Here is a 21,298-nt window from a genome sequence, read left to right as displayed (position 1 = left end):
ACACGGGCCGGAGGAATGCCTGCACCGGGGGTGTCGCGACATTTACTTTTGTCGTTCAGGCTTTAACCGTGCGCGCATCGGGCGTGAGATGCGGATTGGCGACGAGGAGTACCGTGCAATGGAGAAAAGCCTTGCAAGGGGCCACCGTCCGGCAATGCCCGTTTGGGCGATGGCGGTGGCGATTCTCCTGCTCGCCGGGGGGCTCAGCGGCTGCATCGGCGGCCCCGATGGCGGCCCACGCGCCACGAAAGCCGCTCCTGACCCGGATATCGCCGCCGCTGGCGATCCGCAGGCGCCGTCACCGGGCGCGATGAAGATCGGCACGGGCTCGGTCAAGATCGCCCTCATCCTGCCCCTGTCCGGTCCCGGTGCAACCGTCGGAACGGCCCTCCGCAATGCAGCGGAACTCGCCGTCGAGGATTTCCAAAAGCCCGACCTGCAGATTCTGGTGAAGGACGATCGCGGCTCGCCCGATGGCGCACGCGAGGCGGCCCAGGCCGCCCTATCCGAGGGCGCCGAACTGGTGCTCGGCCCCCTGTTTGCGGCCAATGTCCAGGCGGCTGCCGGCGTCACGCGCGCGGCGGGCAAGCCGATCATCGCCTTTTCCACCGATGCGAGCGTCGCGGCACGCAGTGTCTATCTCCTCAGTTTCCTGCCGCAGACCGAGGTGGACCGGGTAGTCGACGAGGCGGTGGCGGCCGGGCGACGCTCCTTCGCCGCGCTGATTCCCGAGAGCAGCTACGGCAATGCCGTCGAGGCACAATTCCGTGAGGCGGTGGCCAGAAAGGGTGCTCGGCTGGTGGGAATCGAGCGATATGCGCCTGGCGCGCCAGCTCCAGCTATTTCGCGCCTTGCGGGCCTCATCAATGGTCCTGGCGCTCAGGCTGACGCCCTGTTCCTGCCGGAAAGCCCGGAAGGCTTGGCCATCGTCGCACCGGCCCTCGCCAAGGCGGGATTTTCTCCCAGCCGAGTGAAGCCCATCGGCACGGCGGTGTGGAACGACCCGCGCCTTTTCGCCCTGCCCGCCCTGCAGGGCGGCTGGTTCGCAGCGGCCGATTCGAAGGGATTCAGCGATTTCTCGCAGCGCTATCAGGCGCGGTTCGGCTCTGCACCTCCGCGTGTGGCGACGCTGGCCTACGACGCTGTCTCGCTCATGGCAGCGCTGTCGCGGCAATATGGATCTCAGCGCTTCGCCGACGCGACGCTGACGACGCAGGCCGGCTTCTCGGGGATCGACGGCACCTTCCGCTTCCGGCCGGAGGGGGTAAGCGATAGGGCTCTAGCCATCTACGAAATCCGCAGCGGCGCACCGGCTATCGTGAGCCCGGCCCCGCGCACGCTCGGCCCCTCTGGCACCTGATCCGGCTTGCGCGTCAAGTATGGTCGAGAAAGGCTGCGCAGAAGGTAGCCCTGGCCGGCGATGCACCCCGGTCGATGCGATAGATCATGAGCAACCGGACGGGGGCCAGCATCAGGCAGCGAGTTCCGCCACCACGGCGTTGAGAACCGGCGCACCGCGCGGGGTCGCGGCGATGCGGCCTCCGTCCAGGCGGGCGACGAGCCCGTCGCAGATCAGAGCCTCGACACGCGCCGCATCGATGGGACGGCCTTTCAGCATCGCGTAACGGTCGGGGTCGACGCCCTCCTTGAGGCGCAGACCCATCATAAGGAACTCATCGCCCTGGTCGGCACATGAGAGTGCTTCGGTCTCGATGATGCCATGACCGTTGCGCTCGACCTGAGCAAGCCACGCCTCCGGCGCCCGCTCAGTGACGGTGCCCATCCGCCCTTCTTCCGTCACAAGCCGGCCATGCGCGCCTGGACCGATGCCGGCATACTCGCCGTAGCGCCAGTACAGGAGGTTATGACGCGATTGCGCGCCGGGGCGAGCGTGATTGGAAATCTCGTAGGATGGGAGGCCCGCGGCGTCGCATACCTCTTGCGTCACATCATAGAGTGCCCTCGCCATGTCGTTGTCCGGTGGGACAAGCTTGCCGGCCGCATGCAGGCCGAAGAACGGCGTGCCGGGCTCGATGGTGAGTTGGTAGAGGGACAGGTGCTCAGCCGCCCGCGCGATGGCCTCCTTCAACTCGGCCCGCCACGCCGATGCGCTCTGGTTCGGCCGCGCATAGATGAGATCGAAGGAGTAGCGTTCGAAGTGGGCAGCCGCCGTCTGCACCGCCGACATTGCCTCCGCGGCCGTATGGAGGCGCCCCAGCGCTTTCAGGGAGATGTCGTCCATGGCTTGGACACCGAGCGAGACACGGTTCACCCCCGCGGCCCGATAGCCGCGAAAGCGACCGGCCTCGACGCTCGTGGGATTGGCCTCCAGCGTGACCTCGATATCGGGGGCCGCCCCCCAGGCACCGTCAATGGCCTCGAGAAGCCCCGCCACGGTTGACGGCTGCATGAGGGACGGCGTGCCGCCGCCGAGGAAGATGCTGGAAACCGTGCGGCCCGGAACGCGCGCCGCGACATGGGCGATCTCGGTCCGGAATGCCGCCAGGAAACGTCCTTCATCCACCGGGGCATGGCGGACATGGCTATTGAAGTCGCAATAGGGGCATTTCGAAGCGCAGAAAGGCCAATGGACATAGATTCCGAACCCGGCGTCGCGGGTCGGGTGGTCCGGTCCTGAAGAGTCGGTCATTCAACGGATGTGCGCGCGGATAACAGTTTTGGCAATGGTCCCGGAGACATCCCGCGCTCAGCCTACGCCCCCTTCTTGGATTCATCCGCCACAAGAAGGTCTCGGTGAGAGACCGTTGCGGCCGTCGATGAATCCACCTGCTCCCGTCGGCACGACTGAGATCAGGGTCATCCAATCTCAATCTAGACGAGACCGGTCAGACCGGACGCTGCAGGCAACTTTGGGCCAGCAGCACGAAGGCCCGCGCCCGGTGCGACAGCGCATTTCCGCTCTGCCAATCGACACCGTGCTTCTCCTCTGAGGAGATCTCACCGAAGGTTCGGTCGTAGCCGTCGGGCAGGAACATCGGGTCGTAGCCAAAGCCTTGTGAGCCGCGCGGCTCTACAAGATCGCCGAAGACGCGGCCTTCGAACGTTTCGGTGTGGCCATCGGGCCAAGCGATGACGAGGGCCGAGACAAAATGAGCCCGGCGGGTCGTGGCTCCGCGCTTATCGAGCTCGGCCGCGATGCGAGCCATCGCACTGGAGAAGTCTTTGCTCGACCCCGCCCAGCGGGCGGAGAACAGTCCGGGTGCGCCATCGAGGGCGTTGACGCAAAGTCCGGAATCGTCAGCGAAGGCGGGCAGGCCCGAAGCCTGCGCCGCAGCGATAGCCTTGATCGCTGCGTTCTCCGCGAACATCGTCCCGGTCTCCTCGGGCTCCGGCAAGCCGAGTTCGCCGGCAGAGACGGCCTCGACACCGAAGGGCATCAGCAGCTCACGCATCTCCACGAGCTTGCCGGCATTATGAGTGGCGATGACAACTCGCCCGGTGAGAATGCGCGGCGCGCTCATGCGATCGCCTGCTTCTGAAGGGCGACGAGTTGCTCGACGCCGCCGCGGGCTAGGCGCAGCAACTCGATGAGTTCGGCTTCCGAAAAGGGCTTTCCCTCGGCGGTGCCCTGCACCTCCACGAGGCCGCCGGAGCCGGTCATGACGAAGTTTGCATCGGTCTCGGCGGCCGAATCCTCGGCGTATTCGAGATCCAACACGGGGGTGCCTTTGTAGATGCCGCAGGAAATGGCGGCGACATGCTCACGTAGGGGATCGACGGAAATGATGGAGCGCCCGCGCATCCAGGTGAAACAATCATGCAGGGCGATCCAAGCGCCCGTGATCGCGGCAGTGCGAGTGCCGCCATCCGCTTGAATCACATCGCAATCCACGGTGATCTGGCGCTCGCCGATGGCGGGAAGATTGGTGACGGCGCGGAGCGAGCGGCCAATCAGCCGTTGGATCTCCTGCGTCCGTCCGGAAGGCTTGCCGGAATTTACCTCGCGGCGGGTGCGTTCATGGGTAGCGCGGGGGAGCATGGAGTACTCGGCGGTGACCCAGCCCTTTCCCGAGCCGCGCAGCCATGGCGGACCGCGCTCTTCGAGGGAGGCGGTGCAAAGAACTTTCGTTTGACCGAACGTCACGAGGCACGAACCCTCGGCATAACGGGCGACGGAGCGCTCCAGAGTCACGTTGCGCAATTCGTCGTTCGCGCGCTTCGAGGGCCGCATGGGCACTCTCCTTGGTCGGGTTCCGGGATGGTCGTCCGGGCTCTTAGGCCGCGGTCCGGCTACCGGCAAGCGCAGCGAGGTAAGGTAGGGGCGCGCCTCGCGGCGCGCCCCAAACGCGGGCCTCAGTAGCGGTAGAAGCGGCGGTGATGATGGCCGAAATGGCGGCGGTGATGGTGATGACCGAAGCGACGACCGTAATGATGGCCGAAATGGCGACCGCGATGATGGCCGAAATGGCGGCGATGATGCCGGCCGTGGTGGCGCCAGTGTCCGCCGCCGTATTGAACCTCGGTGGCGGCCGCGTTCGCCGCGCCGGCGACTTCGCTGGATACCGCCATCGGCGCGGCTTCAGCGCCACGGGGCGTTCCCAGGATCATCGCGCCCACCAGGGCGACCACGATGGCGAAGGTCTTCGCCATGGCGGACAGGGTTGGGTTCTTCATCAGGACGGGCTCCGTTTGACAGATGTTTGTTTCGTCGACCGCTGGGTGCGGATGCGTTGCAACGCATGTTCGACGAAAAACGACGCACGACCTGGGGAGATTATATATTTTTTGTTTCGGGATTAAGCATAGGCCGATCAGAATAAGGCTTTTATTCCTTTAAATTCGTCGAGCCTCCATCCTCGCTCGACAGAATGCGCCGGAATGAGCGAGCGGTGATCGTCTGTAGACGCCCGTTAGAATCATGACCCGAACTCGTTTTTCTCCCACTTGGGTGATTCAGGTTGGCAGGTAGCCGGCATGTTCCAGACCGTCGTCCCTGCCATGTCACTATCTCTCATCGGCCACGCTCTCCGCGGAACGCACAGCCATCAACCGTCCGTTCAAGTCATTGGCATGGGATATGCTAACGGCGAATCCGGCTACGAACGGCCGCGAACGATGTGAGGGGAAACCCGGCTGTCGGATCGCTTGAGGTACGAGAGGCTCGAAATGACGAAATATAAGCTCGAGTATCTATGGCTCGATGGATACACGCCGGTGCCGAACCTGCGTGGCAAGACCCAGATCAAGGAATTCGATGGCTTCCCGACCCTTGAGCAGCTTCCGCTGTGGGGCTTCGATGGCAGCTCGACGATGCAGGCCGAGGGCGGCAGCTCCGACTGTATGCTGAAGCCTGTGCGCCACTTCCCCGATAGCACTCGCAAGAATGGCGTCCTCGTTCTCTGTGAAGTGATGATGCCGGACGGCGTCACCCCGCACGTCTCGAACAAGCGCGCAACCATCCTCGATGATGACGGCGCCTGGTTCGGCTTCGAGCAAGAGTATTTCTTCTACAAGGACGGACGCCCCCTCGGCTTCCCCGCCACCGGCTACCCTGCCCCGCAGGGTCCCTATTATTGTGGCGTCGGCTATAAGGAAGTCGGCAGCATCGCTCGCAAGATCGTCGAGGAACATCTCGACCTGTGCCTCGATGCCGGTATCAACCACGAGGGCATCAACGCCGAGGTGGCCAAGGGCCAGTGGGAATTCCAGATCTTCGGCAAGGGTTCCAAGAAAGCCGCCGACGAGATGTGGGTCGCTCGCTACCTTCTCCAGCGCCTGTGCGAGACCTACGAGATCGATGTCGAGTACCATTGCAAGCCGCTCGGTGCGACGGATTGGAACGGCTCCGGCATGCACGCGAACTTCTCTACGGAGCACCTGCGCACGGTGGGCGGCAAGGCCTATTTCGAAGCGCTCATGGCAGCGTTCAAGGAAAACCTGGACGACCACATCGCGGTCTACGGGCCTGACAACCACATGCGGTTGACCGGCAAGCACGAGACCGCTGCGATCAACGAGTTCAGCTATGGCGTCGCCGATCGTGGTGCCTCGATCCGGGTGCCCCACAGCTTCGTCAACAATGAGTATAAGGGCTACTTGGAAGACCGCCGTCCCAACAGCCAGGGGGACCCCTACCAGATCGCCTCGCAGATCCTGAAGACGATCGCGACGGTTTCAACCGCCGACGAGGCGAAAGCGGCCGCCTAAATATTAGGCAGACAATTAAGGCTTTTGCGCCAATTATAATCGATGCCTGTCGCAGGGTCTGCGGCAGGCATTCTTTTTTGCTCATTTGGAAGGCAAGCGGGTCTCAATGAACAAGTCGCTTGGCTACCTCGGTGCAACACGCTTCTTTTCGCCTACATTACGATGGGGCGTAGGGGATTACCGTCCCTACTGAGTTCACGCGCCGAAGATCGACCAGCCAAGGCGCCGAGTGAGCATCTCGAGGGCGATCCGGCCGAGATGCGAATTACCGGATGCGTCGAGGCCCGGCGACCATACCGCGATCGACGCTTTTTCGGGGGCCACCGCGATAATTCCGCCGCCGACGCCACTTTTGCCGGGAAGGCCAACACGATAAGCGAATTCGCCGGACCCGTCGTAGTGACCGCAAGTCAGCATGACTGCGTTGATACGCTTGGCGCGCTCCGGAGAGACCACGGAATGCCCGGTGAGAGGGTTGCGGCCGGAATGAGCGAGGAAGCGGCTCGCCGTGGCCAGCTGCCGGCACGACATGCCGATGGCGCAATGATGGAAATAAACACCCAGGGTGAAATCGACCGGGTTATCGATATTTCCGAAGGATTTCATGTAGTTGGCAAGCGCGATATTACGGAAACCCGTGCGCAGCTCGGAGGCGGCCACCGCCTCGTCAATGGTAATGGTCGGGTCCTGGGCAAGGAACTGCATGAAGCGCAGGATTTCACCGAGCGCTTCCCGGGGCTGGTGGCCCGACAGTATCGTGTCGGTCACCGCGATGGCACCGGCATTGATGAACGGATTACGGGGGATACCGCGCTCACGCTCGAGCTGGACAATGGAGTTGAAAGGACTGCCGGACGGCTCGCGACCGACTCGGCGCCAGAGCCGATCTCCCGCCATGCCGAGGGCCAGAGTCAGCGTGAACACCTTAGAGATGCTTTGGATCGAGAATGAAGTGTCGCTGTCACCTCCTGCCGCCACATGCCCGTCAGCATCGATGACGACAATTCCGAAGGCCTTCGGATCGACACGGGCGAGTTCCGGGATGTAGGTGGCGACCTCACCTCGGTCTGGCCGGTCAGCCATCTCCTCGGCGATTTCTCTGACGACGGTATCAAGGTCGGGCACGGCGTCGCTCATCTGCGAGGAAACGGGTATCGATGCGAGCCAAGACGGAACCCGCATGCCTCCGCCACGGCGCCATCCGACAGATGGCGGAGTTTCGCGGCCGGCCGCACCGCGACGCAAAGGGCATTCCTTTTGGACGAAGCGGATTGCCGGAGAACAACGTCGATGCCGCGGGCCTAGAGGTTGTGCGCGAGGGCAGAGCCGGACACAATCGCCGCTCAGGAAGAACCCATTGAACGATCGCCCCCGCCCCTTCTCTTCTCAGCAGCTCCAGCCCCTCGCGGCTCTAAACGAGCGCACACGCGAGATCTTTCGACAGATCGTGGAGAGCTACCTCACGACGGGCGAACCTGTAGGATCCCGCAACCTCGCACGCATCCTGCCCATGGCGCTGTCGCCGGCCTCGATCCGCAATGTCATGGCGGATCTGGAGCATTCTGGCCTGATCTTCGCGCCTCACACATCCGCCGGCCGACTTCCGACGGAAATGGGCCTGCGCTTCTTTGTCGATGCCATGCTGGAGATCGGCGATGTCGGGCGCGAGGAGCAGGAGCGGATCGAGGCCCAAATGCGTGCCGCCGCATCTGGCCACACATTCGAAAGCGCCTTGGCCGAGGCCTCGACGCTGCTGTCCGGAATTTCCCGGGGAGCAGGCGTCGTGCTCACCACCAAGACAAACGTGCACCTGAAACACATCGAATTCGTCCGGCTCGATCCAGCCCGCGCCCTCGTCGTACTGGTGTCGGATGACGGTTCGGTGGAGAACCGCCTCCTGGATCTGCCCCCGGGCCTTCCGGCCAGCGCCCTGCAGGAAGCCTCCAACTACCTCAATGCCCGCCTTCATGGACGCACACTGGGAGGCTTGCGCGCCGAGATCGAGGCCGGCCGCGAGGCGATGAAGCGCGAACTGGACGTCATTACCGAGCGCCTGGTGGATGCGGGCCTAGCCACCACCGTCGGGCCGTCCGACGCACGTCAATTAATCGTGCGCGGCCAAGCCAACCTTCTCGACGACCTGCGCGCGGTGGAGGATCTCGAACGCATCCGCCTACTCTTCAACGACCTTGAAACGCAAAAGGATGTGATCGAACTGCTCTCCCGCGCCGAGGGTGGAGAAGGAGTGCGCATCTTCATCGGCTCGGAGAATAAACTGTTCTCGCTTTCCGGCTCGTCGATGATCGCTGCACCTTTCCGGGACGGTTCTCAGAAAATCGTCGGCGTCGTTGGTGTCATCGGCCCGACGAGACTTAACTACGCGCGGATCGTGCCGATGGTGGATTACACTGCTCGGGTAGTCTCGAAGATGCTCGACCGCAACGGGCGCTGAGCGTCATTGCGTTCATCTCACTGGACAAGACTTCGCTTCTCCAAGAAAGCTCTGCCACGACTTGAAGGAAACTGAACCAATGGTCGACGACGCCCCGGCTTCGGGGATTAATGTCGAGACACTGGCGACCTTTATTCGAAGCTCGGCACATGAGTAGCCAAAGGCCTGCTGAAAGGCCCTGACTTAGCTGCCCTCCTGCCGGAAAGCGAAACTCGCTGCGATCACTCGCATAGAAGTCTCAGTCTTTCACCTCGCTGTGATCTCGCCAAGCGCACGCGTCAGGCGCAGCCTGAGAATGACGTTCTCAACCTAGCCTGTTGCACTCATGCGGCGCTGCAGAGTTTAGTAAGAGGAAGAGGCCCAACCTCGCAGGTCGTTTGATACGCGGACCAAACATAAGCCCTTGCCTGAAACATCCAGGCTCCGGATCGCTGATGACAGCTTGTCCGGAGCCTGGACTCTGTTCTCACGTCACCACTTCGATCCGGCAAAGCATCACGCGCTACGGTTCACAATTCGACAGCGTATGCGCTTCGCCAGAGGAAGTTCCCCTCGAGGACACCACAGATGAAGATCAACCGCGGATGACGTCCACAATCTCATAGGTGTCCGGGTCGACGATGACGATGTCGTCGTCGACAAGTACGTATCGGTAATCTTCGTATTCGGGCACGATCTGCACGATGTCAGGCGGCAGGTCGTAGAGAGTGTAGCTTCGGGCGATTGCGGTCCCCACCGTCAGAGCGAAAGCACCAGCGGCAAGACGGGGGATCCCGCGACGAAGTACGCTCTGGCGAAATTCTGTACGCTGCGGAGCACCCAGTCGGCCATAAGCCCCGCGCACGGCGCCGCTATCGCCTCGGCCCGCACGATCTCGACGCCCGGCTCGATCACCCCGGTCGCTGTCGCTCCTCTCGCCACGATCCGCTTTGCCATCCTTCAGGCCGCGATCGGCCTTGCCGCTTCCGTCCATCCGCTCATCACGATCGGCCCTGCCGTCTCGCTCAGCCTTGCCGTCTCGGTCAGACTTGCCGTCTCGATCAGACTTGCCGTCTCGATCCGGCCGGGCTGCGGGATCGCTCCTGCTGCCAGCACTCGGGCGTTCGCCCTGCTCCATGCGGCCATTTCGTTCGCCGCCAGCATCACCGCCTCGCTCCATTCCAGCCGCGCCACCGCGCTCACCCGCAGGGCCGCCGCGATCCCCCGAGGCACCACCGCGTTCCATACCACCTGCGGCTCCACCACGCTCGGCTCCGCCGCCACCGGCGCCCCGCATGCCGGCGCCACCAGCCGATCCGGCACCACCTGCGCCACCGCCGGGCGCACCGGCGCCTGCCGCTGCGCCGCCACCCGCACCGCCACCTGCTCCAGGCCCACCTTGGGCGAAAGCACTCGCCGCACCGACGACGAGAACGGCAGCCGTCACCGTACTCCGCAAGAGCTTGCTCATGTCAGTCAGTCCATCTCTTGGTTGATTGCTGACGCCACGCGGCGCCGACGCGAAGCCGAAACGGGAAGACTGCCAAAACCGTTCCGCGATTTAAAACTACTTCCCACGTCGTCATCACACTGCACAGGCAACTTAAGCCCGAGCTTCACGGTAACGGACTTCCAAGTATTTCCACTTGGAGAAGACGATGACGTACCTTTGCCATGGCGGGAAGGGCGATGGGGATGAGGGAATGGATGACATTTGCAGCCTGCTGTAGGAAAGCCGCGTTGAGGCGCTTGTGAATTCTCCATCGCCGCTTAACGTCGCCGACCAAGAGGCCCAGGTAGGGCTCCGACAAGGATGGTAGGGAGTGCCCATGTCCGACGCTATCGCGATCGATCCTTCGAAGCCTGACGATCCGGAAGACCGCCGTCGGCGGATATTCGCCATCGTGGGCTCGTCGTCGGGTAATCTCGTCGAGTGGTTCGACTTTTATTGCTACGCCTTCTTTGCCCTCTACTTTGCGCCGGTCTTCTTTCCCGAAGGCGACGATACCAGTCAGCTCCTGAAATCCGCCGCCGTGTTCGCGGTCGGATTCTTCATGCGCCCCATCGGTGGTTGGTTGTTCGGCCGTATCGCCGATCGCCTTGGCCGCAAGACCTCGATGATGATCTCGGTGCTGATGATGTGCGGCGGATCGCTCATGATCGCCGTGCTACCGACCTATGCCAGCGTGGGGCACTGGGCTCCCGCCCTGCTCTTGCTCGCACGTATGATCCAGGGCCTTTCCGTGGGCGGCGAGTACGGCACCAGCGCCACCTACATGAGCGAGGTCGCCCTGAAGGGTCAGCGTGGATTCTTCGCCTCGTTCCAGTACGTTACCCTAATCGGCGGACAACTTCTGGCCTCGCTGGTGCTGATCATTCTGCAGAGCTTCCTCACCGCCCAGCAGCTCACTGCCTGGGGCTGGCGCATCCCGTTCTTCATCGGTGCGATGGCGGCCGTGGTGGCGCTGTTCCTACGTTCGTCGCTCGCGGAGACGGCGACCAAAGAGGACATGGCCTCGAAGGAATCGGGGACCTTTTCGGCCCTTTTCAAGCATTGGCGGGCGTTCTGCGTGGTACTCGCCTACACCGCCGGCGGCTCCTTGAGCTTCTATACTTTCACCACCTATATGCCGAAATATCTCTTCAACACGGCGCATATCGACAAGATCACCGCATCGCAGATCTCTACTGCGGCGCTCCTCGTCTACATGGTGATCCAGCCCTTCTTCGGCTGGCTTTCGGATAGGATCGGCCGCAAGACCAACATGCTGCTCTATAGCGGGCTCGGCACGCTGATGGTGGTGCCGCTAATGACGGCGATCGGCTCCACTACGAACCCCTACCTCTCGTTCGGTCTGATCATGATCGGCCTCACGGTGATCAGCTTCTACACGGGCATCAGCGGCATTGTGAAAGCAGAGCTGTTCCCGACCCAGGTCCGGGCGCTGGGGGTCGGCCTCTCCTACGCGGTAGCGAACTCGATCTTCGGTGGCACGGCGGAGGCGGTAGCCCTGTATTTAAAGCAGATCGGCTCGGAAAGCAGCTTCTTCTGGTACGTCACGGCGATGCTCGCCATCGCCTTCATCGGCTCGCTGATCATGCCGAACCCCAAGCGCCACGGTTATCTCGACGGTGACGGCACGGTGGAAGAGGCGCTGATGCGCAAGTCACGCCGGGCGCTGCCCGCCTAAATTGCCGCTCTGTCGAAAGGTCAAACGCACGCGGTGTTCGCTCGCCGCGTGCGTCTACATAAGTGCCGCACAGCAACCGTGATCCGGTTCGGGTGATATCGTCGGTGACTATTTCCGATGCAGTGCGAGTCAGTCGGGCATGTGCGTGATTTGGCCCTTCGCATCCGCATGGCCGAGACTTGCAGCGAGGAACTGGATCAGTTTCACGCAGCGTCGCCCATGATCGCTCGTCGCTGCCGGTCGAGTTCCTCGCTGTAGCGCTTGAGGGTGTGGCTCTCGGTGAGCAGCCCGATCACCCGACGCGAGACCGGATCGTCCACCACCGCCAGAGCTTCGCTCTCCGCGCTGTCGAAGGCCGAGGCTGCCTGTTTGGCATTCATGCCGGCGGTGAGGAACACGTCTGTATAGCGCATGGCCTCGATGAGACTGGCCTCGCTATCGGCCGTCACCAGGGCATGAGCCTCGGGCACCAGCACGATTCCGGCATAGCGCCCTTCCTTATCCACCATCACAACGCGGGACGGCGAGCCGAGGGGATGAGCCGCAAGGAAATCGCAGAGCTTCATATCGACCGGCACGGTTTCGACCTCGCGACGCATGAGCGCCCCAACGGTGAGTGACCTGATCCAGCCGATATCATGCGCGCTACGGATGCTTTCGCCGCGAAGGTGGAAGCGCCAGGTGGCAAAGGAATAGCCGAAGGTCTTCCGCACGGTCATCGACGAGGCGATCACCGCCACCAGTACGAGGCCGGTGATCGGAAAGCTGCCGGTGAGCTCGAGGGCGAGGAATGTCATCGTAAGCGGGCCGCCGATGACTGCCACCGCCAGGGCGCTCATGCCGATCACCGCATAAGCCAGCGGTGTGAGAGCGAAGAAGGTGAGTCCCTCCAGGCCGGATAGTCCATGAACGCCGGAAAGGGCCGGGATTGCCTCCGCCATCAGCGCGGCAAAGAGCTTGCCCGCCAGAGCGCCGAGAAACAGCGAAGCGAAGAACAAGCCGCCGCGAAAACCCGAGCCGATCGAGATCGCCGAGGCCGAGGCCTTCGCCACGAACAGCAGCGCCAGAGCACCGAACCCCATGGCAGGCATGTTGGTGTCGAGATGGAGATGGAGCGCTCCGTGCCCACCGGAAAGTATCTGCGGGGAGACAGCTAGGGCCAGGACGCCAACGCAGAGACCGCCGATGGCGGGGGCGAGGAAGGCCGGCAGGCGGGTCGCCCGCACACCCTGCTCGACTAGGGTGACACCACGCATGATCAGAATTCCGAGCCCAGCGCACGCGAAACCGAGAGCGAGGCTCGGTAGCGTATCGATTCCGGAGACCGCCCTCGTCGTCAGGACATCGAAACCGTTGGCAGTCACCAGGGGACTCTGCGTTACGAGCGCCTTGGCGACGAGGCTACCGCACAGGGCCGAGACGACCACCGGTGTGAGAGTGGCGATGGAATAGGTGCCGATGATGAGTTCGAACGCATAGAATGCCCCCGTGAGCGGCGCCCCGAAGGCAGCGGCGATGGCGGCGGCCGAACCACAACCCACTAGGGTACGTAGATCCGAGCGACGCATTTCAAAGGAGAGGCCGAGACGCGAGGCGATGCCGGCGCAGATCTGGGTATAGCCCGCCTCGAGACCGACCGATGCACCGCTGCCGTTCGAGATCACATTTTGCGCCGCCACGGCAGCCGACCCCTTCAGCGAGAGTCGCCCGCCATGCAGGGCATTGGCCTCGATGGGATCGACGATCGGCTGCTGCGGGCTGCCTCGGCGACGAGCCAAGCCCAGGGCGATCAGGCCGAGGATGAGACCGCCGACGGCCGGGCCGACCAGAATGAGGATCGGGGCCACATCCGTCGAAGCGCTGAGACGGGCGCCGTGCGGTAATCGATAGAGGATCTCGCGCAGGCCCTGCGTCGCGAGACTCATGGCCGAGACTGCGATCCCGGCGATCGCGCCGACGCAGGCGGCCAGCGCCACGAGCCCGGCTTCGCTGCCGCGCACCAGGGCACGCAATCGGCTTGGCACGTGGACCAGCAGCTGGCCGGCGGGAGATCCACGGCGCGGCGCGGTTTCTGAGTTCATCGACCGACGGGGGGATTGGCACGAAAGGGGTACGAAGACCGCGGCACCTTAGGGGTGGGGTGCAAGGTCCGTCGACCGAATTTCCACGTCCGGCGGCATCGATGGGGCGAAGAGTTTTCCCCATTCTGCATTCCTTGCGTCTCTAACGCTTGAAATGCCCGCAGCCTCAGGATACATCGCAGCCCGAGTGCCGCTGTAGCTCAGTTGGTTAGAGCGCTTGATTGTGGATCAAGAGGTCCCCCGTTCGAGCCGGGGCAGTGGTACCATTCGACTATCCTGGCGTCTCTGGCGACGCCTTGCAGGCTAAGAATTGGCAGCTGTTTCTAAAAGCTCCCAGCTTGGCCTTGCCTGCCTAGAATGATGCGTATCGCCCGATTACGGCAGCGCCGTTCTTGCTAGATCAGTTCCGATGCAATGTTGTCGTGAATGCCCGGTGGTTGCTGGTGTCTTCCGTCCGACCCTGTCGCATGCGGACGGTAAAGGCTCGTAATGGCTAAGCTGCCGCAAAGTGGCCATCGACGCCACGGGATGATCACGAGCCTAGCCGTTTTGTCGCCACAACTGTCCTCGTAAATGCCGATGTGCGCCACCACACGGAGACGAGTCGATCAGATGCGGGTTCAGAAGGTCGGATCATCACGAGTTACCCCTCCCTCGCGCCGCTTCGGCGCTGGCGGTGATGCGGCAACTTCATCCGATGCGCTGACGCTCAAGAATCGTGTCGGACACGACCATGGGAGCCGCCCCGCCCTCACCCGCTCCGTTCTGGCCATGATGCTGGTCGCGGGAGGCCTGAGCGCCGTCGTTCTCAACGGCACCGGCACCAGTGGCTTCGGCGCCGTGGTACAATCGGCTCAGGCGATGACCGAGCTGTCGATGCCGAAGCCCAGAATTCAGTCGGCGGTCCCGGGAGTTCTAGAAGCTCCACCCACCGTACTCACGTCATCCTCAGCCTTTGCCCCCGTCCACGACCTCGACACCGAAATTGGCTCCAATGCCGTCGATCGTGTCTCCTACGATTACCTGTTGACCGAAAGCGCTGTCGGCGACCCGAACGATATCCTCGAATTCGGACCGATGAAGATTCGCCGCCACTTGGTGCAGAAGATCGTCCGCGCTGCGCAGGCCGTACAGACCGACCCCGTCCTGCTGATGGCGGTAGCCGACAAAGAGTCGAGCTTCATCACCGAAGTGCAGGCCAAGACGTCCTCGGCGACCGGCCTATTTCAGTTCATCGAGCGCACCTGGCTCGGTGTTGTGCGCGACTTCGGAGCGAAATACGGCCTGACGCAGGAAGCGGCCCTCGTGGTCTCCGGCGATAACGGCAAGCCGAGCGTGGCAGATGCCGCCGAGCGGACCCGCATCCTCGAATTGCGGCGTGACCCCTATCTCGCCGCACTGATGGCAGGTGAGATGCTGAAACGCGACGCGGCGCGAATCTCCCTGCGTATCGGCCGCGAGCTGACCCTGGGCGAAGTGTACCTCGCCCACTTCCTCGGTCCCGACGATGCCGAGGAGTTCCTCGCTACCGTCGTCGACAAGCCGACATCCGCGGCCGCCCAGATGCTGCCGGGCCCGGCGCGCGCCAACCGTTCCATCTTCTTTGCGGCCCAACGCGGTCGCCGCAAGGCAGCTAGCCTGTCGGTGGCCCAGGTTCATGAGAAGTTCGAGACGATGATGAGCACTCGTGGTGCTCGCTACCGCGATGTCCGCTCTCTCTCGGGCGTCATGGCCTATGCCGACGCCTCGGTGGAGTGACCGCGCTTAACCGCATTTATGCGCCGATCTCGCCGTCGGTCCTGCCCCCCAGCAATCGCATTTCCCGGATCGATTCGCCATCGGCCCAACCCTTGTTGCGCCATGGGAGCAACTGACGCCTGAGTCCCTACGTTGAGCTTGGGGCCGCACGCGGCGGCACCATGCAGATGACGAAAACCGGAGGGATGACGTGCTCGATCCGAAAGGCCCGTCGAACAATCGTTCGCCTACTCCTTTCAAGGATGTTCCGAAAAAGCGCGCAGGCAACGATACGCTCGCGCCTGGCCTCGCCCTCGACCAAATCGGCGAAGCCCTCGCGTCCTTCTATGACGACCTGATCGCCGAGGGCATTCCGGAGAACTTGGCTGCCCTCGTTCGTCAGGTCCACCAGCCGGAAGCCACGCCTGAGCCCGATCCCGTTATCTCCGCGCCGATTCGTAAATCCGGCCGCCTCGCCCTCGTGGTCGAGGATGACGCATCGACACAAGGCTTGGCAGTCGCCCTGCTGGACGAGACTGAGCTCGATGCTATCGGCTGCGCTACGGCGGAAGAGGCTCTGGCCGTGATGCGGGACAGGGGCGGTGATGTCGCTCTGGTCTTTGCCGATATCCAGCTGTCGGGCGTCATGGACGGCCTGCAACTGGCGCGTGCCGTCGCGATGCTGTGGCCTACGGCGAGGATGGTGGTCACATCCGGCCGACGTGCTCCGCGACCGGACGCATTGCCGGAAAGGGTGGTCTTCATCCCCAAACCCTGGCGCCCCCAGGATGTGTTGGTGGAAGCCGAGCACGCAACCAGCAATCCTCCTCCGCCAGTGCCCTGAACTCTGCCCACCGCGGATGAATCGGCCAGGGCCGCTTTCACTTTGATGACGATCGCTATCGAACCAGCTCAAGGAGCATTGCCCCAGCGGTGATATTCAGGCCAATACTCCTGTGCCGTGAAGGCGACATCACGGGCCGCCATGACGTTGGGCGCACCTCTTGCATTGCATCGATCCAAGAGAGTGGTACCGACCGGTGCTGCGGAGCCTGTGAACGTGCCGATCCTATCCGTCCGTCACATTACGACCTACCGGTACCGCCAGCCCGTCGGCTTGGGCGAACACCGGATCATGTTTCGTCCGCGCGACAGCTATGACCAGCGCCTGATCGCCGCGACGCTGAAGATCACGCCCGAGCCGTCGTCTCTGCGGTGGTTGCACGACGTGTTCGGAAATTGCGTCGCCGTGGCGACATTCCAGGGTCGCGCCTCCACCCTGACCTTCGAATGCTCGATCACCCTCGATCACACACCCGAGCTCGCACCGGAATTTCCGATCGCGCCGCATGCGGCCTACTACCCTTTCGGCTACGGCGCCGACGATATGCCGGATCTCAGCCGCTCCATCGAGCGGGAACATCGCGATCCGAAGAACGAGGTCGATGCCTGGGCGCGTAGCTTCGTTCCGCCTGCGGGTCGCATCGGCACGCAGGATCTGCTGGCCGAGATGACGCGCCATGTCCGGCGCAACTTCGCCTATCTCGCGCGCTCGGAGAAAGGCGTTCAGGACCCCGTCACAACCCTGCGCCTCAAGCGCGGAAGCTGCCGCGATTTCGCGGTACTGATGATCGAGGCCGTGCGCGCGCTTGGCATGGCCGCCCGCTTCGTCTCCGGCTACCTCTACAATCCGCGCGGTGACCGCAACCGCCATGTGGGCGGTGGCTCGACCCATGCCTGGGTTCAGGTCTACCTGCCCGGCGCGGGCTGGATCGAGTTCGATCCCACCAACGGCATCGTCGGCAATCGCGACCTCATCCGCGTCGCCGTCGCCCGCGATCCGCGGCAGGCGGTGCCGTTGCACGGCTCCTTCTTCGGGTTTCCCGCGGACGATCTCGGCATGTCCGTGAGCGTCGAGGTCGATGAAGTCGAACTCAGTTCCCTTGAGCAGCGTACACCCGATGCGATGGTGGTGCGTTGATGACGTTCATTCCGCTGCCATCAGATGGCGGCTGGGTTCAAATCATATTTTTTCAGACATGGGGCCAATACGATGAAGATCAGGACTGGGTTCGACATCGCCTTCGAATCGGTTCAGCCGACGCCCATGATTCTTGAACTGAGCGTGCATCCATCACGCATGCCGGATGTGATGACCCCACACGTCATCAGCTTCAACCCGCCGATACCTTTCCAGGAATATCGGGACGTCTACGACAACATCTGCACGCGCATCGTCACTCCGGTTGGCCGTCTCGACATCTCGGCCGATTTTACCGTTTACGATTCCGGATTGCCGGACGAATACGCTCCGCATGCGCAACAGATCGACGTACAGAACCTGCCGAGCGATGTCCTCGTCTATCTCCTCGGTAGCCGCTATTGCGACACCGACAAGCTGTCTGAGACGGCCTGGTCCCTCTTCGGAGGGACGATGCCTGGCTGGTCGAGGGTCCAGGCGATCTGCGACTACGTTCACGACCGCATCCGGTTCGACTACATGCTCGCCGATGCCACGCGCACGGCCTGGGACGGTTTCATGCAGCGCCAGGGCGTCTGCCGCGACTTCGCCCATCTGGCGGTTGCTTTCTGCCGATGCATGAACATCCCGGCGCGCTACTGCACCGGTTATCTCGGCGATATCGGCATCCCGCCAGTGCCGGACCCGATGGATTTTTCGGCATGGTTCGAAGTGTATCTGGACGGGCGCTGGTACACATTCGACGCCCGTCACAATACACCACGGATCGGCCGCATCGTCATGGCGCGCGGTCGCGATGCCACTGATGTCGCGATCACCACCAACTTTGGTTATTCGCACCTTGCCCGTTTCGACGTGCATACGGACGAGGTGTACTAAATTCATAAGCTCACGTTAACGAGACGCGAAATCTGCGACCGGGGGTGGAACCACGCGCCTACGCCTACGCTTGTATAGCAAAGGTTACCGCACAGGTAAGGCATCCGACCATGAAGACGTTGGCGACCGCTTTTGCAGGCATGATGGGTGCTTGCATCCTCGCTTCCACCCCCGCTCTCGCCGCCTCCTCCTACGATCCGTTCGGAACGGGGGGCGACGATTACTATCCCGAGACCGAGTACAGCCAGCCCTCCTACGACCCTTATGGCTATCAGGGCACCGTCGGTCAGGGCGCGCAAGCAGCTCCGCAGGCCCAGGTCTCACCAATCCCGCGCGAGATCGTAACCTTCCGCGGCGCATACAAGCCTGGCACGATCGTCGTCTCGACCGCCGAACGGCGTCTCTACTTCGTTCTGCCGAACGGTGAAGCTATCCGCTACGGCGTTGGCGTCGGTCGTCCCGGCTTCACTTGGTCAGGCACGAAGACCGTTACCGCCAAGCGCGAATGGCCGTCATGGACGCCCCCGGCCGCAATGATCGCCCGCCGCCCCGACCTGCCGCGCTACATGGCGGGTGGTGTGGAGAACCCTCTGGGCGCCCGCGCCATGTATATCGGCAATACGGAGTACCGGATCCACGGATCCAACGAGCCCGACACGATCGGTCAGGCAGTTTCGTCAGGTTGTATCCGGATGACCAATGACGACGTCACCGACCTTTACGAGCGCGTGAAAGTAGGCGCCAAGGTCGTCGTCCTCAACTGAATTCCACGTCTCTGCAGAACAACGCCGCGTCATCCCAGGATGGCGCGGCGTTGTTTCTTTCCGGTTCGACCCTTACGGGACGACACGTCCCACCGCAGTCTGCGGTGAACTGAAGGACGCGATCGGCATGTCGCAGAAACAGCGCGCCCCGAGGGGACGAGGTCCGGGCAGCGGGCAGGAAAAGGGCTGCAGGCCGCTGATTCCCGACTGGACAGCATCGCAGTTCAAGCCGACGGCCCGGCGGGGCGGGGGCCCGCGATCCTCGTAATAGTCGCGCCGGGGCGCGGGGCGGTAGTAGCCGTCGTCATACTGGGCGCTGGCGGCGCCAGCGGATAGCACACCGGCCAGAGCGAGGGCCAACAGGCCGAAACGCTGGGCGGCGCGCAAAAAAGCAGGTCGCATGAAGGTTCGCCCTCTTCGACGAGCCCGAAATCCGGGCGGGGCGCCAGGGTTAGGAGACCGGCCGTCGCGGTGCAAGCGCCGTGTCGCACCTCGTTCGCTGCCGTCGCCGACGGGACTACGGCACCGGCGAATGAGGACCTTTCAAAGAACTGTGAGGGAGGCGATCGGCAGCCACGCTTCCAGTTCGTCGCCGTCGACGTCGCCATCCACGAACCAGCGGCACAGGGCCTTGTCGTCCACGATCTCGACGACGGTCATTGTCGCCTCGTTGTCGTCAGACCCCACGTAATCACCCGGCTTGATGGTCATCGATCCCCGTTCCCCCCGATCTCCGCTGCGTGGACATCCTAAGCTTTGGTGACTTGAGACTGTCGAGCAGGACTGCCGCACCGTCCCGGACAAGGTCTCAGGAGCGATACGGCAGTTTCATATGCCGTGCCGGCTCGTCTGAGAACCTGCCTCCGCCCTCGCTGCTTATGCTCGGATCATCGTTGGGAGCGACTCATCGAGCTGCACATTCGAAATCCGGGACGGGCACGGCACGCATCAGGCGGGCCTGACCAGGAACCCGACGATCCGGCGGACCAGGGGCAGGACCAGGAGAAGCGTCGGGAACGCCACGACCCAGGACAAAGCCCAGGCCGGCGGCCAATGCTCGAGGAAAGCCGCATCGGCCCCCAAGGTCTTGTAGGTGGAGATCGCCGAGACGACGAGCGTCATCAGCAGCGAGAGCACCAGCGGCATGATGAGCCACTGACTGCTCGGCGGCAGGCATCCGCGGAGGCTGAACGATTGCAGGCGGTTCATGAAAACCCGACGTCTGTACCGCAATCCGGGGCAGCGCTGACACCGACCGGAAGACGGATCGGAAAATGCGTTGCTTGACGTCAGACGCTTACGGCACGCGCTTGGCGCGGCGAAACTTGACTAGGGCAGCTTGGCCGGGAGCGTCAATAGCCGAATATCGAGCCGGGTCATCGCGTCCATCTTCAGAAAAACAATAAGGCCCGCCTCACCGTGAGGGCGGGGCGGGCCTCTATCATCGGACGGATCAGATCCGTCGCATTTCGAAAATATCAGGAATTGGCGTTGCGAATGGCTTGCTCGGCATCGGCGCCGGCCTTGCGAGCCGCCTCGGTGCCCTGCTCCATCGCCTTGCGGGTGTTCTCAGCCGTCTCCTGCATCGCTGCCTTGGCCTTCTCGGCGCCTTGCTGCATTGCACTCTGCGCCAAGCCACCGAACTCCTTGGCCTGGGCCTGGATTGCGGCGAACTGGCTGCGGACGAACTCAGCCTGATGCTGCATGGCTTCCTGCAAGTCGCGCGAGCGAACGAGCTTCTGGGCGAGGTCGAAGGCGGCATTCACGTTCTGCTCGGCGAACTCGAAGCCGCGCGCGGAGACGTCATGTGCACTGGTACGGGCCGTGTCGGCCGAACCCTGGACCGTGTCGGCGGTGCGACGAGCGGCGCCGATGAATGAGTCGAAGGCCTTACGAGCCTGATCGACGCTCTTCTCAGCGAAATCGCGCATTTCAGCGGGCACTTCATAGTTCGGGGTGTTGCTCATGTCCGTCTCCTCTGAACTTGCTTGTTGATCGTTTGTTGTGCGCTGCACAATAACACAGCGCCCGCTCTATGCCACCCTCGATCACGGCATTAAGGATGA

At 63.0% G+C, this 21,298-nt stretch carries 21 protein-coding genes and 1 tRNA gene; 10 read left to right on the top strand and 12 right to left on the bottom strand.

Annotated elements, in window-relative coordinates; all coding sequences use genetic code 11:
- Window positions 1–169: 169 nt before the first annotated feature.
- Window positions 170–1,360, top strand: coding sequence for a penicillin-binding protein activator (locus tag ASF32_RS19540; protein ID WP_244477901.1), 1,191 nt, complete (start codon window positions 170–172; stop codon window positions 1,358–1,360).
- 111 nt (window positions 1,361–1,471) lie between these two features.
- Here ASF32_RS19540 and hemW read toward each other — a convergent pair whose 3' ends face one another.
- The 4 genes from hemW to ASF32_RS19520 all read right to left on the bottom strand — a co-directional run bounded on the left by hemW (window position 1,472) and on the right by ASF32_RS19520 (window position 4,635).
- The gene (gene hemW / locus ASF32_RS19535; RefSeq protein ID WP_056432228.1) at window positions 1,472–2,650 is read right to left on the bottom strand and encodes a radical SAM family heme chaperone HemW; all 1,179 of its coding nucleotides are present in this window, start codon (window positions 2,648–2,650) and stop codon (window positions 1,472–1,474) included.
- 196 nt (window positions 2,651–2,846) lie between these two features.
- A complete protein-coding gene (rdgB, locus tag ASF32_RS19530; RefSeq protein WP_056432223.1) occupies window positions 2,847–3,482 on the bottom strand; it encodes an RdgB/HAM1 family non-canonical purine NTP pyrophosphatase in 636 nt (211 codons plus the stop codon).
- Complete coding sequence (gene rph / locus ASF32_RS19525; RefSeq protein ID WP_056432220.1) at window positions 3,479–4,192, bottom strand: ribonuclease PH; 714 nt, start codon at window positions 4,190–4,192, stop codon at window positions 3,479–3,481. The genes rdgB and rph overlap by 4 nt, the downstream gene beginning before the upstream one ends.
- Window positions 4,193–4,314: 122 nt before the next feature.
- Complete coding sequence (locus tag ASF32_RS19520; RefSeq protein ID WP_056432217.1) at window positions 4,315–4,635, bottom strand: hypothetical protein; 321 nt, start codon at window positions 4,633–4,635, stop codon at window positions 4,315–4,317.
- A gap of 492 nt (window positions 4,636–5,127) precedes the next feature.
- Between ASF32_RS19520 and ASF32_RS19515 the strand changes: the two genes are divergently transcribed.
- Window positions 5,128–6,168 carry a glutamine synthetase beta-grasp domain-containing protein gene (locus ASF32_RS19515; protein ID WP_056432213.1) on the top strand — a complete coding sequence of 347 codons (1,041 nt, stop codon included), beginning with the start codon at window positions 5,128–5,130 and terminating at the stop codon, window positions 6,166–6,168.
- 195 nt (window positions 6,169–6,363) lie between these two features.
- Here ASF32_RS19515 and ASF32_RS19510 read toward each other — a convergent pair whose 3' ends face one another.
- Window positions 6,364–7,293 (bottom strand): glutaminase, encoded by a 930-nt coding sequence (locus ASF32_RS19510; protein WP_082469997.1) that lies wholly within the window; start codon window positions 7,291–7,293, stop codon window positions 6,364–6,366.
- A 232-nt stretch (window positions 7,294–7,525) separates the two neighbouring features.
- Between ASF32_RS19510 and hrcA the strand changes: the two genes are divergently transcribed.
- The gene (gene hrcA / locus ASF32_RS19505) at window positions 7,526–8,620 is read left to right on the top strand and encodes a heat-inducible transcriptional repressor HrcA (RefSeq protein ID WP_056432208.1); all 1,095 of its coding nucleotides are present in this window, start codon (window positions 7,526–7,528) and stop codon (window positions 8,618–8,620) included.
- A gap of 574 nt (window positions 8,621–9,194) precedes the next feature.
- Here the strand turns inward: hrcA and ASF32_RS26990 are convergent.
- Window positions 9,195–9,593: a DUF1236 domain-containing protein gene (locus ASF32_RS26990; protein WP_311274149.1), complete on the bottom strand. Its 399-nt coding sequence runs from the start codon at window positions 9,591–9,593 to the stop codon at window positions 9,195–9,197.
- On the bottom strand, window positions 9,560–10,012 hold the full coding sequence (locus ASF32_RS26985; protein ID WP_348271025.1) for a hypothetical protein: 453 nt from the start codon (window positions 10,010–10,012) through the stop codon (window positions 9,560–9,562). Before ASF32_RS26985 ends, ASF32_RS26990 begins: the two co-directional genes overlap by 34 nt.
- Before the next feature lie 416 nt (window positions 10,013–10,428).
- Between ASF32_RS26985 and ASF32_RS19495 the strand changes: the two genes are divergently transcribed.
- Window positions 10,429–11,790: an MFS family transporter gene (locus tag ASF32_RS19495; RefSeq protein ID WP_056432202.1), complete on the top strand. Its 1,362-nt coding sequence runs from the start codon at window positions 10,429–10,431 to the stop codon at window positions 11,788–11,790.
- Between the two features lie 203 nt (window positions 11,791–11,993).
- Here ASF32_RS19495 and ASF32_RS19490 read toward each other — a convergent pair whose 3' ends face one another.
- Window positions 11,994–13,871, bottom strand: a complete 1,878-nt coding sequence (locus tag ASF32_RS19490) for a chloride channel protein (RefSeq protein ID WP_056432200.1) — start codon at window positions 13,869–13,871, stop codon at window positions 11,994–11,996.
- Window positions 13,872–14,060: 189 nt separating this feature from the next.
- Between ASF32_RS19490 and ASF32_RS19485 the strand changes: the two genes are divergently transcribed.
- The 6 genes from ASF32_RS19485 (at window position 14,061) to ASF32_RS19460 (ending at window position 19,232) form a co-directional block, all read left to right on the top strand.
- A tRNA-His gene (locus tag ASF32_RS19485) sits at window positions 14,061–14,137 on the top strand.
- 346 nt (window positions 14,138–14,483) lie between these two features.
- Complete coding sequence (locus ASF32_RS19480) at window positions 14,484–15,629, top strand: transglycosylase SLT domain-containing protein (RefSeq protein ID WP_056432198.1); 1,146 nt, start codon at window positions 14,484–14,486, stop codon at window positions 15,627–15,629.
- Between the two features lie 301 nt (window positions 15,630–15,930).
- On the top strand, window positions 15,931–16,452 hold the full coding sequence (locus tag ASF32_RS19475) for a response regulator (protein WP_056432480.1): 522 nt from the start codon (window positions 15,931–15,933) through the stop codon (window positions 16,450–16,452).
- Between the two features lie 216 nt (window positions 16,453–16,668).
- The gene (locus ASF32_RS19470; protein ID WP_056432476.1) at window positions 16,669–17,589 is read left to right on the top strand and encodes a transglutaminase family protein; all 921 of its coding nucleotides are present in this window, start codon (window positions 16,669–16,671) and stop codon (window positions 17,587–17,589) included.
- Window positions 17,590–17,661: 72 nt separating this feature from the next.
- Window positions 17,662–18,468, top strand: coding sequence for a transglutaminase family protein (locus ASF32_RS19465; RefSeq protein ID WP_056432473.1), 807 nt, complete (start codon window positions 17,662–17,664; stop codon window positions 18,466–18,468).
- A gap of 110 nt (window positions 18,469–18,578) precedes the next feature.
- A complete protein-coding gene (locus tag ASF32_RS19460; protein ID WP_056432195.1) occupies window positions 18,579–19,232 on the top strand; it encodes a L,D-transpeptidase in 654 nt (217 codons plus the stop codon).
- Between the two features lie 72 nt (window positions 19,233–19,304).
- On the opposite strand, the gene ASF32_RS19455 is transcribed toward ASF32_RS19460, so the two are convergent.
- From ASF32_RS19455 to ASF32_RS19445, 4 genes are all read right to left on the bottom strand, one after another.
- Window positions 19,305–19,634, bottom strand: coding sequence for a hypothetical protein (locus ASF32_RS19455; protein WP_156467902.1), 330 nt, complete (start codon window positions 19,632–19,634; stop codon window positions 19,305–19,307).
- Window positions 19,635–19,775: 141 nt separating this feature from the next.
- Complete coding sequence (locus ASF32_RS26035) at window positions 19,776–19,943, bottom strand: hypothetical protein (RefSeq protein WP_187273350.1); 168 nt, start codon at window positions 19,941–19,943, stop codon at window positions 19,776–19,778.
- 237 nt (window positions 19,944–20,180) lie between these two features.
- Window positions 20,181–20,441, bottom strand: coding sequence for a DUF2798 domain-containing protein (locus ASF32_RS19450; protein WP_056432191.1), 261 nt, complete (start codon window positions 20,439–20,441; stop codon window positions 20,181–20,183).
- A gap of 269 nt (window positions 20,442–20,710) precedes the next feature.
- Window positions 20,711–21,199, bottom strand: a complete 489-nt coding sequence (locus ASF32_RS19445; protein ID WP_027172066.1) for a phasin — start codon at window positions 21,197–21,199, stop codon at window positions 20,711–20,713.
- Window positions 21,200–21,298: the final 99 nt, after the last annotated feature.

It is taken from the genome of Methylobacterium sp. Leaf91 (assembly GCF_001422815.1).
Taxonomy (GTDB): Bacteria; Pseudomonadota; Alphaproteobacteria; order Rhizobiales; family Beijerinckiaceae; genus Methylobacterium.
Note: the sequence above shows the minus strand (reverse complement) of the source record. Positions and strands in the feature narration are given on the sequence as shown.

Coding starts and splice junctions, on each gene's coding strand:
- ASF32_RS19540 (WP_244477901.1), top strand. CDS start 170: ATGGCGGTGGCGATTCTCCTGCTCGCCGGGGGGCTCAGCGGCTGCATC.
- hemW (WP_056432228.1), bottom strand. CDS start 2,650: ATGACCGACTCTTCAGGACCGGACCACCCGACCCGCGACGCCGGGTTC.
- rdgB (WP_056432223.1), bottom strand. CDS start 3,482: ATGAGCGCGCCGCGCATTCTCACCGGGCGAGTTGTCATCGCCACTCAT.
- rph (WP_056432220.1), bottom strand. CDS start 4,192: ATGCGGCCCTCGAAGCGCGCGAACGACGAATTGCGCAACGTGACTCTG.
- ASF32_RS19520 (WP_056432217.1), bottom strand. CDS start 4,635: ATGAAGAACCCAACCCTGTCCGCCATGGCGAAGACCTTCGCCATCGTG.
- ASF32_RS19515 (WP_056432213.1), top strand. CDS start 5,128: ATGACGAAATATAAGCTCGAGTATCTATGGCTCGATGGATACACGCCG.
- ASF32_RS26990 (WP_311274149.1), bottom strand. CDS start 9,593: ATGGACGGAAGCGGCAAGGCCGATCGCGGCCTGAAGGATGGCAAAGCG.
- ASF32_RS19495 (WP_056432202.1), top strand. CDS start 10,429: ATGTCCGACGCTATCGCGATCGATCCTTCGAAGCCTGACGATCCGGAA.
- ASF32_RS19490 (WP_056432200.1), bottom strand. CDS start 13,871: ATGAACTCAGAAACCGCGCCGCGCCGTGGATCTCCCGCCGGCCAGCTG.
- ASF32_RS19480 (WP_056432198.1), top strand. CDS start 14,484: ATGCGGGTTCAGAAGGTCGGATCATCACGAGTTACCCCTCCCTCGCGC.
- ASF32_RS19465 (WP_056432473.1), top strand. CDS start 17,662: ATGAAGATCAGGACTGGGTTCGACATCGCCTTCGAATCGGTTCAGCCG.
- ASF32_RS19460 (WP_056432195.1), top strand. CDS start 18,579: ATGAAGACGTTGGCGACCGCTTTTGCAGGCATGATGGGTGCTTGCATC.
- ASF32_RS19455 (WP_156467902.1), bottom strand. CDS start 19,634: ATGCGACCTGCTTTTTTGCGCGCCGCCCAGCGTTTCGGCCTGTTGGCC.
- ASF32_RS26035 (WP_187273350.1), bottom strand. CDS start 19,943: ATGACCATCAAGCCGGGTGATTACGTGGGGTCTGACGACAACGAGGCG.
- ASF32_RS19450 (WP_056432191.1), bottom strand. CDS start 20,441: ATGAACCGCCTGCAATCGTTCAGCCTCCGCGGATGCCTGCCGCCGAGC.
- ASF32_RS19445 (WP_027172066.1), bottom strand. CDS start 21,199: ATGAGCAACACCCCGAACTATGAAGTGCCCGCTGAAATGCGCGATTTC.